General features: G+C 58.9%; 16 protein-coding genes and 1 pseudogene. 5 read left to right on the forward strand and 12 right to left on the reverse strand.

What is annotated here, in order from left to right:
* Nucleotides 1-25: 25 nt before the first annotated feature.
* Nucleotides 26-1,441 (reverse strand): ISNCY family transposase, encoded by a 1,416-nt coding sequence (locus tag PQR27_RS10230; protein ID WP_408525451.1) that lies wholly within the window; start codon nucleotides 1,439-1,441, stop codon nucleotides 26-28.
* A gap of 198 nt (nucleotides 1,442-1,639) precedes the next feature.
* Here PQR27_RS10230 and PQR27_RS10235 point away from each other — a divergent pair, with 198 nt between their 5' ends.
* From PQR27_RS10235 to PQR27_RS10255, 5 genes and pseudogenes are all read left to right on the forward strand, one after another.
* The gene (locus PQR27_RS10235; RefSeq protein ID WP_408523543.1) at nucleotides 1,640-1,882 is read left to right on the forward strand and encodes a CcdB family protein; all 243 of its coding nucleotides are present in this window, start codon (nucleotides 1,640-1,642) and stop codon (nucleotides 1,880-1,882) included.
* On the forward strand, nucleotides 1,879-2,169 hold the full coding sequence (locus PQR27_RS10240; RefSeq protein WP_408523544.1) for a nuclear transport factor 2 family protein: 291 nt from the start codon (nucleotides 1,879-1,881) through the stop codon (nucleotides 2,167-2,169). Before PQR27_RS10235 ends, PQR27_RS10240 begins: the two co-directional genes overlap by 4 nt.
* Nucleotides 2,170-2,200: 31 nt before the next feature.
* Nucleotides 2,201-3,111 (forward strand): annotated as a pseudogene (locus PQR27_RS10245) (NAD-dependent epimerase/dehydratase family protein).
* Nucleotides 3,108-3,938, forward strand: a complete 831-nt coding sequence (locus tag PQR27_RS10250; protein ID WP_408523545.1) for an SDR family NAD(P)-dependent oxidoreductase — start codon at nucleotides 3,108-3,110, stop codon at nucleotides 3,936-3,938. Before PQR27_RS10245 ends, PQR27_RS10250 begins: the two are co-directional and overlap by 4 nt.
* A 24-nt stretch (nucleotides 3,939-3,962) precedes the next feature.
* The gene (locus PQR27_RS10255) at nucleotides 3,963-4,436 is read left to right on the forward strand and encodes a nuclear transport factor 2 family protein (RefSeq protein WP_408523546.1); all 474 of its coding nucleotides are present in this window, start codon (nucleotides 3,963-3,965) and stop codon (nucleotides 4,434-4,436) included.
* 12 nt (nucleotides 4,437-4,448) lie between these two features.
* On the opposite strand, the gene PQR27_RS10260 is transcribed toward PQR27_RS10255, so the two are convergent.
* The 11 genes from PQR27_RS10260 to PQR27_RS10310 form a co-directional block, all read right to left on the reverse strand.
* Nucleotides 4,449-5,144, reverse strand: a complete 696-nt coding sequence (locus tag PQR27_RS10260; RefSeq protein WP_408523547.1) for a TetR/AcrR family transcriptional regulator — start codon at nucleotides 5,142-5,144, stop codon at nucleotides 4,449-4,451.
* A gap of 88 nt (nucleotides 5,145-5,232) precedes the next feature.
* Nucleotides 5,233-6,207, reverse strand: coding sequence for a LysR family transcriptional regulator (locus tag PQR27_RS10265; RefSeq protein ID WP_408523548.1), 975 nt, complete (start codon nucleotides 6,205-6,207; stop codon nucleotides 5,233-5,235).
* 29 nt (nucleotides 6,208-6,236) lie between these two features.
* A complete protein-coding gene (locus PQR27_RS10270) occupies nucleotides 6,237-7,460 on the reverse strand; it encodes a porin (RefSeq protein ID WP_408523549.1) in 1,224 nt (407 codons plus the stop codon).
* A 112-nt stretch (nucleotides 7,461-7,572) separates the two neighbouring features.
* Entirely contained in the window at nucleotides 7,573-7,986 is a 414-nt protein-coding gene (locus PQR27_RS10275; RefSeq protein WP_408523550.1) for a DoxX family protein, read from the reverse strand.
* A 55-nt stretch (nucleotides 7,987-8,041) separates the two neighbouring features.
* The gene (locus PQR27_RS10280) at nucleotides 8,042-9,454 is read right to left on the reverse strand and encodes an MFS transporter (protein WP_408523551.1); all 1,413 of its coding nucleotides are present in this window, start codon (nucleotides 9,452-9,454) and stop codon (nucleotides 8,042-8,044) included.
* A gap of 172 nt (nucleotides 9,455-9,626) precedes the next feature.
* The gene (locus PQR27_RS10285) at nucleotides 9,627-10,766 is read right to left on the reverse strand and encodes an FAD-dependent monooxygenase (RefSeq protein WP_408523552.1); all 1,140 of its coding nucleotides are present in this window, start codon (nucleotides 10,764-10,766) and stop codon (nucleotides 9,627-9,629) included.
* Between the two features lie 2 nt (nucleotides 10,767-10,768).
* A complete protein-coding gene (locus PQR27_RS10290; RefSeq protein WP_408523553.1) occupies nucleotides 10,769-11,266 on the reverse strand; it encodes an acyl-CoA thioesterase in 498 nt (165 codons plus the stop codon).
* Nucleotide 11,267: 1 nt separating this feature from the next.
* Nucleotides 11,268-12,050: a maleate cis-trans isomerase family protein gene (locus tag PQR27_RS10295; protein ID WP_408523554.1), complete on the reverse strand. Its 783-nt coding sequence runs from the start codon at nucleotides 12,048-12,050 to the stop codon at nucleotides 11,268-11,270.
* Nucleotide 12,051: 1 nt separating this feature from the next.
* The gene (locus PQR27_RS10300; protein WP_408523555.1) at nucleotides 12,052-13,743 is read right to left on the reverse strand and encodes an AMP-binding protein; all 1,692 of its coding nucleotides are present in this window, start codon (nucleotides 13,741-13,743) and stop codon (nucleotides 12,052-12,054) included.
* 26 nt (nucleotides 13,744-13,769) lie between these two features.
* The gene (locus PQR27_RS10305) at nucleotides 13,770-14,633 is read right to left on the reverse strand and encodes a VOC family protein (RefSeq protein WP_408523556.1); all 864 of its coding nucleotides are present in this window, start codon (nucleotides 14,631-14,633) and stop codon (nucleotides 13,770-13,772) included.
* A gap of 15 nt (nucleotides 14,634-14,648) precedes the next feature.
* On the reverse strand, nucleotides 14,649-15,908 hold the full coding sequence (locus tag PQR27_RS10310; RefSeq protein WP_408523557.1) for an alpha/beta fold hydrolase: 1,260 nt from the start codon (nucleotides 15,906-15,908) through the stop codon (nucleotides 14,649-14,651).
* Nucleotides 15,909-15,971: the final 63 nt, after the last annotated feature.

The raw sequence follows: 15,971 nt of genomic DNA on the forward strand, positions 1-15,971 counted from the left end.
GTCCGGTTTTAAGGTTCAGAAATCTCTATGTTAGAGGGCTTTCAAGCACCGAGCCTGCCCGCGTTCCGGCAGTTCCCAGGACCGCTGCATTCAGGTCTTCAAGCGTCAGTTCGCGCTGCTTGCAGGTGCCCACCTTGCGCTCCTTCGGCCGCGGCGCTTCGCCCTGATTCGTTCTCGACGGCGAGCCTGACGCACGCCGGTCATCGCGCTGCGCCTGGATCACCTGCGCCATCTGCAACGTGTGTCCCAGCCGCTTGTTATCGACCACCGCCGCCTGGTCGATCTCCGAGAGCCGGTCATACGGCACACAGGGCAGGGCAGCGCCATTGACCCGGATCTCGATGCGTCCGTCCGGATACTCGAACACGTCCAGATAGTTGTGAATGAGGCTGCGGTTTGCCGCCGTGTCTTCAAGCAGATAGATCACCCGGTCGTACTGCACCGTCAGCACCTTCGACACGCGCCGCGGCACCCGGCACGTCAGGATCAGGTCGAGATCGTCATCGGCCCGTAACGGCCGGTGTGCATCGAACGCGCTCCTGGGCACCTTGCCGAACCGGCCATTGAAGTCAGCGATGAAGTGGGGCGCATAAGCGTTGGCCGCCTCCTTCGTGCTGATGCCGCGTAGCCGCAATTCCTTCACGAGGCGATCCTGCAACGTCAGATTGGCGCGCTCGACGCGCCCCTTCGCCTGACTGCTGTTGGCACAGAACGTATCCACATTCAGTTCGTACAGCGCGCGGCCAAACTGCGTCACGCCCTTGCCAGGCGTCACCGAATGGCTGTTGCAATGAAATACGCTCGCCTTGTCGCTGTACAGCGCGACCGGCTTGCCATGCTGTTCAAGGTACGCGCGCATCGCCTCGAAATAGCTGAAGGTCGACTCTGTCGCCGTGAAATGCAGCGCCATCAGCCGGCTGGTCGCATCGTCAATGAACACCAGCAGCGTGCAGGCTGGCGCGCGGCCCTCGAACCAGCGGTGATCGCTGCCGTCGATCTGCACCAGTTCGCCCAGGCATGCTCGGCGGTTTCTCGGCTGATGCAGCTTCGGCGGTCGCTGCCGGCGGGGAATCCACAGCCCGGCCTCACGCATCCAGCGCCGCACGGTTTCTTTCGCCAGCACCACGCCATGACACTCGGCGAGCTTCTCGCACGCCAGTGTCGGCCCGAAATCGGCGTAACGCTCACGCACCAGCGCCATGGCCCGCGCACGGAGATCCACCGGCAGTTCGCGGTTGCCCGGTTGCCCACGCCGCGCCGAGACGAGCCCGGCCGGTCCGGCAGCCTCGTAGCGCCGCACCAGCCGGCTGACCTGACGCTCACACAGCTGCAGCCGTTCCGCCGCCAGCACGATCGTCAGGCGATGCTGGACGACCGCTTCGATGATCTTCACGCGCTCGAGCTCGTGCATGCTGATCGTGATCAATCCACGTCCGTTCATGTCCGGCTCCCGGGCTGTGCTCATGCCGCAGCATGCGCCACAGCCGCCGGTCCGGAGCCGGGAACCGGACATTTCTAATGAGCCAGAACCAGACATTACTAAAAAGCTCTGACAGACATACTGTTGATAATTTATCTTATGTAAAATTAAATGCAACGATAGCGACGGCCTGCCGCTCGACGAACTCCGGATGTTCTGATGGCCCGTTTTGATCTGTACAACAATCCTTCATCCAGGCACAGGGCGAAGTTGCCGTACCTGCTCGATGTACGGAGCGATCATCTGGGAGATCTGATGTCGCGGGTAGTAATTCCGCTGACATGCTTGGCCGGCAATTACACATCCGGCAAGGTTGCGCAGGATTTGCGCTCCGCTCGTCGAGATCGGCGGCGAAAAGTTCATACTGGAAACGCCATTTCCATGCGCGATCAGAACCAGTGAGCTTGGCCCATCTGCAATTCGTGCATTCGAGTGGCCTGAAGGACGACAAGACGAACTACCTCGACGCCGTCCGGGCGGGCGCGGTGATCTACCGAAGCGCCAATAGCCGCATCGAGACAGTCGTACCCCTTGGCAATGAATCGTTTATCGCGAGTGGCGTTCTGAAAATGGAAGCGACCGTGCGTGGAACAGAACGGAGTCTCCATTCGCTCTTCATGGTGGTGTGGCGCCGCGAGCAGGAAACATGGCGGCTTGTCGCGCACCAGACTACCTTGCTGCCGGCTTGAGCAGCTAAATACGTTATCCAAAGGACAGATCGTGACCATTTTTATTACTGGTGCCAGCGGTTTCGTCAGCGGCACTGTCGCCCGCAGCTTGCTCGCCGCAGGCCACAGCGTTCGTGGATTGATCCGCGACGCAAGCAAAGCCGAATCGCTGAAGGCACTGGGTATCGAGCCCGTGATCGGGAGCCTCGAAGACTGCAGTCTGCTCACGCGTGAGCCCCAGCAATCGGAAGGCGTGATTCACGCTGCCGACAGCGACCATCGGCCGGCGATCGAAGCCCTTATCGAAGGACTGCGGGGCTCCGGCAAGCCATTGCTCCACCATTGCTCCACACCAGCGGTTCGAGTGTGATCGGTGATGACGCATTAGGCAATCGCGTTTCCGAAGCTATCTACGACGAAGACACGCCGATGGTCGTAGAGCCCGTCAAGCAACCACGTCGCGACATAGAACTGCAGGTACTCGCCGCCTCCGCTGAGGGCGTGCGCGCCGTGGTGATCTGTCCGAGCAACATCTACGGCAGTGGCACAGGTCTCAATCCGCGCAGTGTGCAAATCCCGTTTCTGGTCGACGACGCTCGCAAAAATGGCGTCGTGCACATTGTAGGGCGAGGCGTCAATCGCTGGTCGAATGTCCATATTGAAGATGTTGCTGAACTCTATCTGCTCGCGTTCGAGAAAGCACCGGCTGGTGCGTTCTATTTCATCGAGAACGGAGAAGCATCGTTCGGTGAAATTGGCAATGCGATCGCACGTCGTCTACTCCTTGGACCGGTTGAATCCTTGACGGTGGAGCAAGCTACCGAGCGTTGGGGTAAGGTCCATGCGCACTACACCTTCGGCTCCAATATCCGTGTCCGGGCGAAGCGTGCACGCTAGGAACTCGGTTGGACGCCACGTCACACGTCGGCGTTGACCTGGATTGAAGAGGACATGCCGGTATGAGCAAAGTCTGGTTCATCACCGGCAGCGCCGGTGGCATCGGCGCCGGCATCGCCCGGGCAGCGCTGACCGCTGGCGACGTAGTGGTTGCCACCGATCTCGATCGTGAGCGACTGCAGGAGGCTTATGCCGCGAATACGATGCAAGTTCTGACAGCGCAGCTGGACATTCGCGACGCAGCGCAGGCTGACGCCGCCGTGGAAGCCGCCCTCACCCGTTTTGGCCGCATTGATGTGCTCGTCAACAACGCCGGATACGGTCAGTTCGGCCCATTCGAGGAAATCGGTCCCGAGGCGATCGAACGCCAGTTCGCCACCAACGTGTTTGGCACTTTCAACGTCACCCGCACGGTATTACCGGTGATGCGTCGGCAACGCGCAGGGCACGTCATCAACATGTCTTCCAATGGTGGCTTCAAAGGCGTGCGGGGTGCCTCGATGTATTCGGCCACCAAGTTCGCCATTGAGGGATTCTCAGAGGCTCTGGCACAGGAAATCGCGGACTTCGGCCTCAAGCTCACCATAGTCGAACCAGGCGCCTTCCGTACCGACTTCCTCGACGACCATTCGCTAAAACGCGGTACGCACGCTCTGAATGACTATGACGATTTTCGCGCCAGGGCAAACGCAGTGTTTGACGCCCGCAATCACAACCAGGTCGGCGACCCCGACAAGCTTGGCCTTGCGCTAGTCCAGATCGCAAACGAAACCGACCCGCCGTTGCGCTTCGTCGCCGGTGCCGATGCACTCAAGGTCGTGGACGACAAGCTGGACTACGTTGCCCGTGAAGTCGAACGCTGGCGCGAATTGTCCCGATCCACCGACTTTTAAATCATCTATCACAGGAAACATTTCATGAATCTTCAAACTCTGGACTCACGGCTCGATGCACTGGAAAGCCGCTTTGCTCTTGAACGGCTGATCGCTGAATACGCTCAGGCCTTCGACAACCATGATGAAACCCTGCAGCGCAGCATTTGGCACGAAGGTGCATCGCTGTCGCTCGGCGACGCGTTCGGCAACTTTGAAGGCGTCGAAGCGATTATCGGATCGGCACGGCAGAACTGGCAGAAGATGCCCCACATGCATCACTGGATGGCCAACCCGTTGATCAATATCGACGGCGATGCAGCGATCGGCCGGGCTGCCGTCGACTTCCTGTGCACCCATGTCGAGATGGGTCCGGTACAAATCAGCGGCCTCTACCACGACCGCTTTGAACGTCGCGACGGCCGCTGGGCGTTCGTCGAACGCCGCTTCGACCTTCATTACCTCACACCGCTCGCCAACTGGACACCGGTTATGGGCAGCGAGAGCGTCAAACCGTAGGCGAATAAGTAACTAGCCGCCCTTCGGCGTTTTGTCGATCATCAGCGACAGATGATCCAGATCCTCGCGCAACAGCGCCAACGCTTCGCTTACGGCGCTGTTGCCTTTCAATTGCCGCTTGGCCGGTCGCACGACCGATTGCACTGCAAGCTCCGCGATCGTGTCGGCGATCTCAATTGCGCTGCTCGCGCCCTCCGGCTTGTACCAGAACGCGGGCCAGCTGCACATGCCGATGAGCGTGAACGCCGTGACCTTGCCGTCGACGACACGGAACACCCCTGCACTCACCCCTGCTTCGATTGCAGAGGTAAAGTTGCTCAATACAGCGCGCTTGGCATCTTCATTCGCACGATACGCGCGCTCGGGCAACTGCTGCTCGGTGCGATGGATCACGCGAAATTCATTGTAGTGGCTCAGAATCAGCATCGTATGCTGATGAACCAACAGACGCAGACGCTCTTTCGGATCCGCATCAGGTTCGGCGACCGCCTGGCTCGACAGCCGCCTCGCTCTTAACGTGACCTCCTCGACCAGCGCCGTGAGTATCTCGTCCTTGTTCTTGAAGTAATAATAGACGGCGGTACGCGTCACGCCGAGCGCCTCGGCGATTTCCTGCATCGACGCACCGCCGAAACCCTTCTCGATGAAGAGCGCGGCCGCGGCGTTCAGGATCTGTTCTTTTTGCCCATCAGCATTCACCTTTGCCACGAAACCACTCCTGATAGCGGTCGACGGCCAGCTTGCCGTCATACCGTAGTGTTGTGTTTGCGTGATTGTAACGCCCGGACCGTCCCGTTCAACCCCTCGCGGCCTGTGTTGACTCATGCGTCGTCGTCATGCGTCGCTGGTCGAGTTCAAAGGTGCTGGTAGAAAGCGCCGCAGTCACAAACTCTCGTAGAAAAGCAATCCATGTCCTGATTTTTGCGTCCAGGTATTCTCGCGACAAATACGTGGCATACACGGTTGTACCCGACAGCTCGTACTCCGGCAGCACACGCACCAACGCGCCACTCTGTAGCGCCGATAACGCAGAAAGCATCGGCAACGGCCCGATGCCAAATCCCTCAACAAGGGCGACCGCCAATGCATCGGCTGAGTTCACACGCAACTTGCCCGGGAGCAGTTCGATTTCGGACGCGCCGTCCCCTGCTTCAAACCTCCAGCGATCAACCGGAAAGTGCGGGGTCACCAAGTGCAGGCACGTATGCTGATGCAACTCCGGCACTGACCTCGGCGCGCCGTGCCGTTGAATGTATTTCGGCGACGCGCACAGCACAGTTGGCATCGTGCAGATTCTGGCGGACACGAGTGCGGAGTCGGGTAAATGGGCCGTGGCGACCTGAAACGCAACGTCGAATCCCTCATCGAGCAGATCGGGAAATCGCTGCGAAAGCGTGAGGTCAGCACGGACCAACGGATATCTGTCCAGATATTGAGTCAATGCCGGCACGACATAGATCTGCCCGAAGCTCAACGGAGAATGAATACGAAGCACGCCTGCCGGTGATGTTCGCGCTTCTCCGGCTTCGGCTTCGGACGCATCGATCAGCGCGAGGATCTCCTTGCAGCGATGTAAATACCGGTTTCCCGCATCGGTCAGCGCGATACGCCGGGTCGTCCGATTAAACAGCCGGGTGCGCAAATGGGCTTCCAGATCCGAGATAAACCGGGAAGCCTGCCCCGTGCTCATGTCCGACTGCTCCGCGCCCGCGGTGAAGCTGCCCGCCTCCGCCACGCGCGCGAAGACTCTCATGTTTCGCAATAGGTTCATCGTGCGCTGCCCAAGCTGCTCCCTCACCGCTAGAATTTGTGCCGCAACGCAACGCGAACACCAACCTGATTGCTGGTGGTGGACGGGCTAAAGCCGCTGATCGAGGCGACCGCCGATTGGTTAAGCGAGTCGCGACCGCTCGCGCGCTGCAGGACCGTTACCGCGTAGAGGTCCGTTCTCTTGGACAGGTTGTAATCGGCACCGAAGTCGAGTTGAAGATACCGGGCGCCGCCATCGCCCTTTACCGAATTTCGCCGCATATAGTCGAATGCGGTACCGATCAATAACGCCGGGGTCAGCCGGGATCTCACGCTGAATTCAAGGTTTGTAAACTGGGCTGTTCCGGAATAGCCAATCGGATTGGGACCCGAGGCGGAGCCGAGAGACTCGAAACGCGAATTGGTAGCGACGAATCCGAGCGTAGTGGAACTGATCGTGTACGCCGCACCAACACCAAAAATCTCGGTCGTCTTAGCCGACGCGTAGCCGGCATACACAGGATTCGATTGGGCTGACGTCGCCGATCCCAGCGCCCCCATATTGTCCGCTGTCACGCCGCCCTTGTTCGGCGTATTTCCGTAGAAGGAGATGTTCGGATCGCGAGCATTCAGATAACCGGCGCCAAGTGACAAGGAACCGCCGTTATAGCCGGCGCCGATTGACCAGATCTGGTTCTGTGTGATGCTCCCTGACGCGCCACCGAAACTATAGGCAGCCCCCGCGCTAAAACCGTGGTACGAAGCGCTCGCGAATTTGACCGCATTGTTGATGCGATTCGAATTGGCCAGATTGTCGACGTCGTCGGGATGCGTGCCCATGAATCCCGCCCACTGCCCCACGACAGCCAGCGGCTGCAAGAAGTCGACCAATGTGTCATATTGCCTGCCGAGTGTCACTGTTCCGGGTCCGCCAGCAATCCCCACGTAGGCTTGCCGGCCGAACTCCGTTCCGCCTTGAGCCAGCACGCCGTTATTCGCGTTGAAACCGTTTTCGATGACGAATAGTGATTTCAGTCCTCCGCCGAGGTCCTCCGTTCCTCGCAGGCCCCAGCGACTCCCGCTAATACCCGTGGCTGTTCCATCGGTCAGAGCAAACTGATGTGAGCCGGATAGCGCGCCGCCTGTTTTGCCGGTTTGTGCATTGTTCACGTAAGTAACGCCGAGATCCACAATGCCATAGAGGGTGATTGTGCTCTGCGCATGTGCCGCGCAAACAAATCCACCGAGTACATAGCAAATGTAAGCCTTTTTCACGAATCGTCTCCAATATTATTTATTAGTAATGCATATTATTTATCCGTTTACAAACGGGTCATTTCATGTCACAGCAATCAGAAAATCTCACGTCACAAAGAACTGCTGACCGTTACGCTCGCGCACGTCGCCGGTTTGCCACAATGAATGCATCGAGACTCAGAGAGCCGGCACCCCATACGATCACCTGTAGAAATCCGCCCGTAATCGCAATGTTCTTCATGAAACTAATCAGTTGCTTGGGATCACCAAAGTTGTCGTGAAAGGTCAGCCCCGTTGCCAACGTAAAGATCGCCATTACTGCGGCCACGATACGGGTGCGATAGCCGAGAACGAGTGCCGTTCCGAACCCGAGTTCAATCACAACAGCGATGACGTAAGCGGCCTCGGGCCATGGCAGCGCCTTCGAGGCAATATAGGCTTGGGTGCCAACGGGGTCGGCCAGCTTGCCGACACCGCTCATCAGGAAGAGCGAGCTCATCAGAATGCGACCGAGGGTTGCGGCCGAAGAAGTGCTTGTATTCAACAGTGCCTCTATTTTGGTTAAACATCGGATAACAACGCTAACGAACCTCTCAGGTTCAGCGAACCGCTCTATCGTCGGTTATGCCTTTTTTGCCCAACTGACTGGACGTGCCTTGCCGAACTGGCACCTTCTCCCCGGAAGCCGGGATCTGTTTCACGCGCCGTTCATGCAGGCGGCCAAGACTGCCGACAGCCACCGCCGCCAGCACGGTCGGCACCGCTGACACAAGCAACGTTTGATCGACGCTCCATGCGAGCGCCATCAACTGGCCGCCGGCGAGCGGCCCAAGCACAGCGCCGAGCCTGCCGAAACCGAGTGCCCAACCCCCACCGGTAGCCCGCGCTCTTGTCGGATAGATCGTGACCGCTAGTGCATTCAGGCCGGATTGACCGCCAAGAATGCTGAATCCGGCGAATGCGATGCATAGACCGGCGGCCAGCTGCACGTTATGGAAGTAGCTGATGCCGACTATTGCTATGCCACCGAGGGTGAAATTGGCAAACAACACCGCCGCAAAGCCGCGCCGATCGATCAGCATGCCCAACGCGAAATTACCCACCAGCCCGCCAAGCCAAAGTGCCGTCCCCGCCAACACCGCTTTGCTCGACGAATAGCCTGCGCCACTCATCAGCACGGGGATCCATGCGGCAAGGAAGTACGCGCAAAGCATGTTGGCGAAGTTCGCGGCCCAGAGTAGAGGCGTAACGATCCGGCGGCCCTCCCCCAGCAGCATTGCCAGCGTGTTGCCACTAAGTACGCCGTTCGCTGACGGTAACGTGGGCATCGCGGCCCCGGGCGCCACCCGGTGTAGCAGGTGCAAGGTTCGTGGCGTTTGCGGGTGGCGCAGAAGGAAAAATTGCAGCGACTCGGGAAGCGCCGCGAACATTGAAACGGACAACAGCGCTGTGAGCAATGCGCCCGCGTAAAAGACAGCGCCCCAGCCGAACGGTGCAATCACCAGCGCCGCTATCCCTCCGCCGACCACACCACCGACGATGTAGCCCGACGATACCGCCATCATCAGGCTCACGCGGATGCGTGCCGGGCTGTATTCGCCTGCGAGAGCCATTGCATTCGGAACGATCGCACCCATTCCAATACCTGCAGCAAAACGAATGCCGATTAGGGCGCTAATCGAGTTGGCGAAAGGGGTAAGCGCCATGCAAAGCGCGATCCAGGCGGTCGCCGCGATCAGCATCGGACGGCGGCCGATCTGGTCAGCAAATCCCGCGAGCACCATCGATCCGGCGAACATGCCCAGCAACCCGGCCGCGAACACCGGCCCCAATACGGAGCGGCTGGTGCCCCAGGCTTTTATCAGCGCCGGAGCGGCATAGGCCATGGCCTGAACATCAAAGCCGTCGATCACCATACACAACGCACATATGCCAAGTACGCGCCACTGCATCGCGCTAACAGGCCTGTCGTCGAACAACGAAAAAGCGGTCTCTTGCCCAGGCAATGCCATAACTGTCTCCCAACCTGATGTCTATATTCGGTGCGAATTCGCGTGAGCAGACCCGGACGAACCCGTCGTCCCCGTGACAACCGGGGTCGCCATTCAATTGACTTTCACATCTTTTATTTGACGATATCGACAAATAACGAACAAAAAAAACAGCACCGCCGCAGCCGGAACCTCAGTTCACTGGCTCACCGTGGAGTAGTTCATATTGCCGAACGAATCCCGGGTCTCGTTGGCGCAAATCATCATGCGTCACGCGACCGGTACGGCGCATGTAATCGTAAGTGAAGCCGATCGGATCGAGATGCAGCTTGTCGCCGACGTTTTCATACCAATCGAGACTCTTTGCCGCGGCAAGCTGGAAGCGATCCGAAGCGGAGCGGCGCAACGCCTCGAAATACTCGAACACAGACTTTAGATCAGACCTGTGGGTACACAGGCCTTCGTATAGCGCGATCGAATCTTCCATCGCCATCCGTGTACCGGAGCCGAGCGAGAAATGCACCGAACGCAGCGCATCCCCGATCAGAATCATGTTCTCGTGATGCCAGTTCTCGTTTTTGACGGTCACGGCTTCAAACCATGTGGACTTGTTCGATAACAGCCCGTGTCCGTCCAGGTCGTCGGCGAAAACCTGCTCACAGAAGGCACGGCTGTCCGCATCGCTCATTTCGCCCAATCCGGCGCGTGTCCACGTCTGCGGATCCGTTTCGATCAGAAACGTACTCATCCCGTCGGCGTACTCGTAACTATGGGCGATGAAAACACCGAACTCGGTTTCGCGAAAGATCAGCGAGACAGCATGAAACGGTTTGCTGGTTCCGTACCAGGCGAATTTATTGCGACGCTGCACGAACGACGGTTTGAAGGCATCCGCATATTGCGCGCGAGTCCGACTGTTCACGCCATCCGCCACCACCACGAGATCGGCCTGACGCAATACGCCCAGGTCGTCCACGCGAGCGTTGAACTGTAGATCGACGCCCGCCGATCTGCATTCGGTATGCAGAAATTGCAGCAAGGCAATGCGGGCAACCCGCGAAAAGCAGTTGCCATGGATCGGGACGTGCACGCCGCGGTGGACGATTTCCATGTACTCCGAACGCACGTGGCCTGCCGTGAACCGACGGAAGAACTCGGGGTCCGATTTCTCGAGAAACGACAGCGCGACATCCGAAAACACCACGCCCCAGCCGTAAGTTGCGCTGGCGTCATTCTGTTCATAGACCCGGACCGTCCATTCCGGAAAGCGTCGTTTGACCAGATATGAGAGAAACAGCCCACCGGGCCCTCCTCCTACGATATTGATGTTCATCTTCAGTCTCCTGCGTCTGGCTCGAGCGCCGTGCGCTGCGCGGCGACTTCCATCAAAAGGCTGCGAAATTCCGGTGGTATGGCGATCGAACGGCGCTCGGGACGGGCAATGCAGATTGGACTCAGCGTCGCCGAGAAAATGTTCTCCCCGGTTTCGCTGGTTCCTGTTATCGCGAGATCGAAAGATCGTTCGCGCACATCCATGACGGTCACGCTTAAATCGAACAGTTCATCCGGTCTCAGGCTCTTGTTGAACACAAAGCTAAGCGCCTTGACCGGCGTCCCGAACGATTGTGCGTCCTTGCCGGCCTCAACCGGGGCGCCAAGCAGGAAAGCATAGAACCGGTTTGCCGCAGAAATCACGTATTCACTGAAATTGACCGTGTAGACCACTCCGGCTGGATCGCACTCGGCCCATTTCACGCGCCGACGCACCACGAAGGGTTGACTGCTGATCAACCATTCCGACGGGCCTGTGTCGAAACCCTCGAAGGTGGTCATTTCAGGCCTCAACCGGCGCCACAGGCACTGCAAATTTTTCCGTCAACAACGCGCCTCCGCCTGGGATCTCCGCGTCCAGTCCCAACCTGTCGAGCATCCGCCGCGTCGTGCACACCGCAGTTGACGTGACAGGGATTCCGAGTCGGGTCTGGATTGCCTCGATGGCTGGCAGCGATTGCATCTGCACACACGCTGACGCCACAACGACGTCGACATTCGCCACGTAAAGCCTTTCCACGTCCTGTAGAAGCTGCATGGGGTCGCGCCGACCCACATCCAGGTTATCGGGAATCTCGAATGACAGCGCATCGACAACCTCGATCCCTTCGCTCTGGATGTACTCCACCACCAGCCTGGTCAGCGGCTTCATGTAGGGCGCCATCAACGAAATTCGGCGCGCGCCCATGATCTTCAGCCCTTCAATGAGCGCACCGGCTGAGGTCATCACCGCCGCATCGCACTGATTGGCTTTGACCACCTCCGCCAGTTCGCTCTCCACCGTGCGGTGATATCCCGGGCCCATTGCCATGATCGCAACAAGACAGGCAGTACTCATCACATCCATGCGGGCGTCGGCGAGTTCCGCGGCACATCGCAAGCCTTCCTTGTTCATGGCGACGAGTTCTTCCTTCGTCACTTTATGCATACGCATGCGGCTCGAATGAAACGTGAAACGTTCCGGCGCGAGCGTCTCGCGGCGCCGCAGCAACACGGGTACTTCCGTTTCCATCGTCGTGTTGGAACTAGGCACGATCTGGCCGATCCGGTAAGCGTTCTTGCTCATGTCATTGATCCTCTCTGGAAGGAGAAATGTTCGCCGCAGTTGCGGCCTCAATAGTGTCCGCGATGATCCGGCGCATGGCCGGCTTGTCGACTTTGCCGACCCGCGTCACCGGAAACGCGTCCACTATTTCAATCCGCTCCGGACATTTGAACTTCGCGAGACCCTGCGATGAGAGAAATTCGATCATCTGCGGGATATCAGGCGCGGCATGCCCTTCGCGAAGAATCAGAAACGCGCAGCCCTTTTCTCCGTAAAACGGATCGGGCATGGCCACCAGCTTTGCGTCCAGCACAGCGGGATGACGGCTCAGGAATGCTTCGACTTCTTCAGCGCCGATCTTCTCGCCTCCGCGATTGATGTTGTCGCGCAGGCGCCCTTCGAACGAAAAGTACGTCACACCGTCGATGACATGCGCACGCATCATGTCCCCGGTCCGGAAGAAACCATCCGCTGTGAACGCCGTGGCGTTCGCCTCCGGCGCGTTGTAGTAGCCTCTCAGGCTGGACGGACCACGAAAACACAGCTCGCCCATTTCGCCTGGTGCAACTGGCGATTCGTTATCGGCATTGAGCAAAACGAGTTCGTCATGCTCACAGCCCGAGCGCCCGTGCGTGTGATGACGGACGAATGCGTCGCTTGCCGGGCCGGAGCCGATCAGCAATCCTTCGGTCGTACCGTACATGTTCGAACTGGTCACGCCGAGGAATGCTTCGAGCGCATCGGCCCGAGTCAGACAAAAGAACAGCTTGAGCGACGACAGGTCATATTCAAGTACCTCAGCACACGCCATGATCTGCGGCGCAACCGGTCCAATCGAAACAGCATGCGTCACGCGATGCTGGTGGATCAGTTCCGCCATCCGTACGATATCGACTTTCGGCATCAGTACGGTGGTTTGCCCGAGGGATATCGTGGGCACGAGCGCGTATAGATGCGCCGCATTGTGCAGCAACGGCAATGACCAGATCAGCGTGGCGTTTTCACCCGCCTCCACGTGCCTAGCCCAGGCTTCGGCATGCGCGAGGTATTCCGCGTGAAAACGCGGGATGATTTTTGGAACTCCAGTCGTGCCGCCTGAGAGCTGGAAGCTCAGGACGTCTTCCGATCCGATGTGCACACTGTTCAGGACGGCCTTTGCCTCAGCCACCGACATCGATTCGAGCAAGGCGGACATCGAATGCGTCCCCGCCGGCACGTCGCCGCGCGCAACGACCAGGTGTTTGAACGACGGATGCTCGGCGCACATCTTCTGCGCAAAGCCAACCAGATCGAACTGCCCAATGTCGCCCTGCACGAAATACGCTTGCGGCAACGACAGGCTCGCCAGCTTGCCGATTTCGACCTCGCGGTACTGCGGCAGCGCGCAAACCGGAACAACGCCGCTCTTGTAGCACGCACACAGCGCTAGTGCGGTGTCGATGGTCGTCCCCATCTGGAACACAGCGCGTGCTCCGGGTTCGAGTCCGAGCTTGAGCAATGCCGCGGCCAGACGGTCGCTTTGTTCATCCAGCACACGAAATGTGATGCTGCGTTCGTCGCTGATCAGGGCCAGCTTGTCTGGAAGGTGTTGCGCCGTCTCGGCGAGCGCCTGGCCGAACGTCCTGTCTTTCCATGCCCCTACCTGAAAATAGTGCCGGGCGATCGATGGCTCGCAATACGCGACGCCTTCGAGCGGATAATGGATACCTGCCATGTCTGTCTTCTCCAGTCGACCCGCTTTTATTGTTTGACGATGCAAACGCGGTCTTTGTCAAACGTGTCAATACGCCCACACAACCCGCCGGTGAAGAGTCCATACCAGACGGCCGGTTTCAAGCCCAGTTCCCTGCGATTAAATTCGAGCGCCTCGTTCGATTCAATCAGGAAGTAACCCGGCGACGGTTGCGAGACGCGATACTCCGAATTGTGCCGCGCTGCATCAACCACGCTTGCGAATTCCACCAGTGCCGGCACGAAAATGCCCGGGCCTTCGCACTTTATGCCGCATTGCCCACTCAACAGTCTGCCCTTTTCCTGCCACACAGTATCAATCTCCCGGACTTGTCCCGCATGGTCACTGGCGATCTGCTCTGCCATGATCGCCGCCTCAAGTGTTAGCGCCGCATCCCGTGCGTCCAGCGATTGCATTTCGCGCAGCTTGACCGTGATCTCGATGAAGTAGCCGTTGGGGTCGCGAAAATAGATCGATTCGATCACTTCATGCTGGGTCGTCGATGAGACCTCGACACCCTTGACCTCGAGCATCTCCTTCCACGCGAGCAGCTGTTCCGTGCTGTCGGTCAACCAGGCGGTGTGCGTCGCATCGAATACATGGTCATCTGGCGTAGGCGGCATCAAAGGGCGTTCTTGCGGTCGCGGTTCGCCCAGATAGTAGAAAAAGGCAATCGTGCTGCCGTTGCCGCTATCGAAGAAAAAGTGCAGGAAATCCGGATGACTCTCCGGACCCCAGCCTCGCGCGGAGATCGTGTGGACGAGCGGCAGACCCAACGTGTCGCGATAGAATTCGATGGTTTCGCGCAGCTTCCACGTCGGACGCGCCGTGTGGTCGACCCCCGACAGTCTGAGCGGTACTGATTGATTCATTCGTCAACTCCCGAGTTATAAGAAAGACCGTTGATGCAGCCATTCGCCGACCGAGCGCGCGGCGATTGCCCGGCCGGGTTCATCCCCGTCATCCAGCGGCCGACCGTGATGATCGCCACGCACGCGAACGTGGGTCTTGTCGGTAGAACCGAAACGGGAAAAAATGTCGGCAACGGCTAAAGGAAAAGTCGTTTGATCGCCGGTGTATTCGACCAGCAACGAGGGCACGGTGACCGAAGGCGCGGTTGCTTCCAGCGCTGCATTCGACGACAGACCGGACCATGTCGAGAGCCAGGACTCCGGAGAGCACAAGCGTCCAAAGCCAACCGAACCATAGTTCGAGATAACCGGATTCGGCGACCACAGCGAACCGGGTTTGCGGTCGGACGGATCAAGCGACGGATCCAGACAGCGTAGGTCGGCATCCGTACGCCACACGGTCATGATCGGCGTGTGGTTGGCCTCAAGCTTCTGCCGACGGGTCGCTAGCTTGTCTTTCACGGCTTGCCTTGCGTCCTGGCGCACGGCGATCAACTGCCGGGCCATCCGGTCAAGGCGCGCTACGCGGTCCCGCTGCGCATCGCGATAGCGGGAGACGAACTCAGCGTTATAGCGTGTCGCCCCTGGTTCGCGGGAATAGCCGTTCTCGGGGTTGAAGGGGTTTAGCGTATCGTCAATCGATAGCGCATCACCTTCGTCAGTAACGGAAGGATCGATGCAGCCCATCAACAAACGCCCCTGCCCCGGATGCGGAGCCAGATAGATCATTCCGTCCACCATCGGCATGGTCGCGCTCGCCAGATGTGTGGCGCGACCACCAGGCGTCTTTGTGATCCGGTCTTGCGCGGGCAGTGCCGATTGCTGGATGTAGAAGCTATAGAGCCCCGAACCGCCCGAATTGCCGAGCAATACGATGCGTTCGAAGCCTGCCTCGCGCAGGTAGCGCAAGCCGGCCGCGACATCGTGCAGGGCAAGTTCATGCTCGAGTCGAAGGTCGTTGCCGACCGAGCGGGCGGCTTGGGCCCAAACCGACGCGCCCGCGCGCAGCAGGCCGGGAATCAGATAGTGGAATGTAAAGTTCTCGCGCGGGTGCATCAGACAAACGACGGTTTTCGTCGATGCGCCCCGGTACAACACCCCGCACGTGGCCGCACCATCTTCGGTGCGCAGCGTCACGCTGGTCTGTTGTGTGGCAGGCGGCAAAGTGTCGGGAAACCAGTCCATCGTCAACGTATGAGGACGTTCGAGAACCGCGCCGGCTGGTGTGTTGCTCATATCAATGTCTCCGTATCCGTTGACGTCAGTATAGCTTTTTTGACGACTTCGTCAAATTTTCGA

The sequence above is a fragment of the Paraburkholderia fungorum genome (assembly GCF_046027215.1).
GTDB classification, from domain to species: domain Bacteria; phylum Pseudomonadota; class Gammaproteobacteria; order Burkholderiales; family Burkholderiaceae; genus Paraburkholderia; species Paraburkholderia fungorum_D.

Bases quoted from the DNA above. Each gene is read 5' to 3' on its own strand.
- PQR27_RS10230 (WP_408525451.1), bottom strand. From the start codon at position 1,441: ATGAACGGACGTGGATTGATCACGATCAGCATGCACGAGCTCGAGCGC.
- PQR27_RS10235 (WP_408523543.1), top strand. From the start codon at position 1,640: ATGGCCCGTTTTGATCTGTACAACAATCCTTCATCCAGGCACAGGGCG.
- PQR27_RS10250 (WP_408523545.1), top strand. From the start codon at position 3,108: ATGAGCAAAGTCTGGTTCATCACCGGCAGCGCCGGTGGCATCGGCGCC.
- PQR27_RS10255 (WP_408523546.1), top strand. From the start codon at position 3,963: ATGAATCTTCAAACTCTGGACTCACGGCTCGATGCACTGGAAAGCCGC.
- PQR27_RS10265 (WP_408523548.1), bottom strand. From the start codon at position 6,207: ATGAACCTATTGCGAAACATGAGAGTCTTCGCGCGCGTGGCGGAGGCG.
- PQR27_RS10280 (WP_408523551.1), bottom strand. From the start codon at position 9,454: ATGGCATTGCCTGGGCAAGAGACCGCTTTTTCGTTGTTCGACGACAGG.
- PQR27_RS10285 (WP_408523552.1), bottom strand. From the start codon at position 10,766: ATGAACATCAATATCGTAGGAGGAGGGCCCGGTGGGCTGTTTCTCTCA.
- PQR27_RS10290 (WP_408523553.1), bottom strand. From the start codon at position 11,266: ATGACCACCTTCGAGGGTTTCGACACAGGCCCGTCGGAATGGTTGATC.
- PQR27_RS10295 (WP_408523554.1), bottom strand. From the start codon at position 12,050: ATGAGCAAGAACGCTTACCGGATCGGCCAGATCGTGCCTAGTTCCAAC.
- PQR27_RS10300 (WP_408523555.1), bottom strand. From the start codon at position 13,743: ATGGCAGGTATCCATTATCCGCTCGAAGGCGTCGCGTATTGCGAGCCA.
- PQR27_RS10305 (WP_408523556.1), bottom strand. From the start codon at position 14,633: ATGAATCAATCAGTACCGCTCAGACTGTCGGGGGTCGACCACACGGCG.
- PQR27_RS10310 (WP_408523557.1), bottom strand. From the start codon at position 15,908: ATGAGCAACACACCAGCCGGCGCGGTTCTCGAACGTCCTCATACGTTG.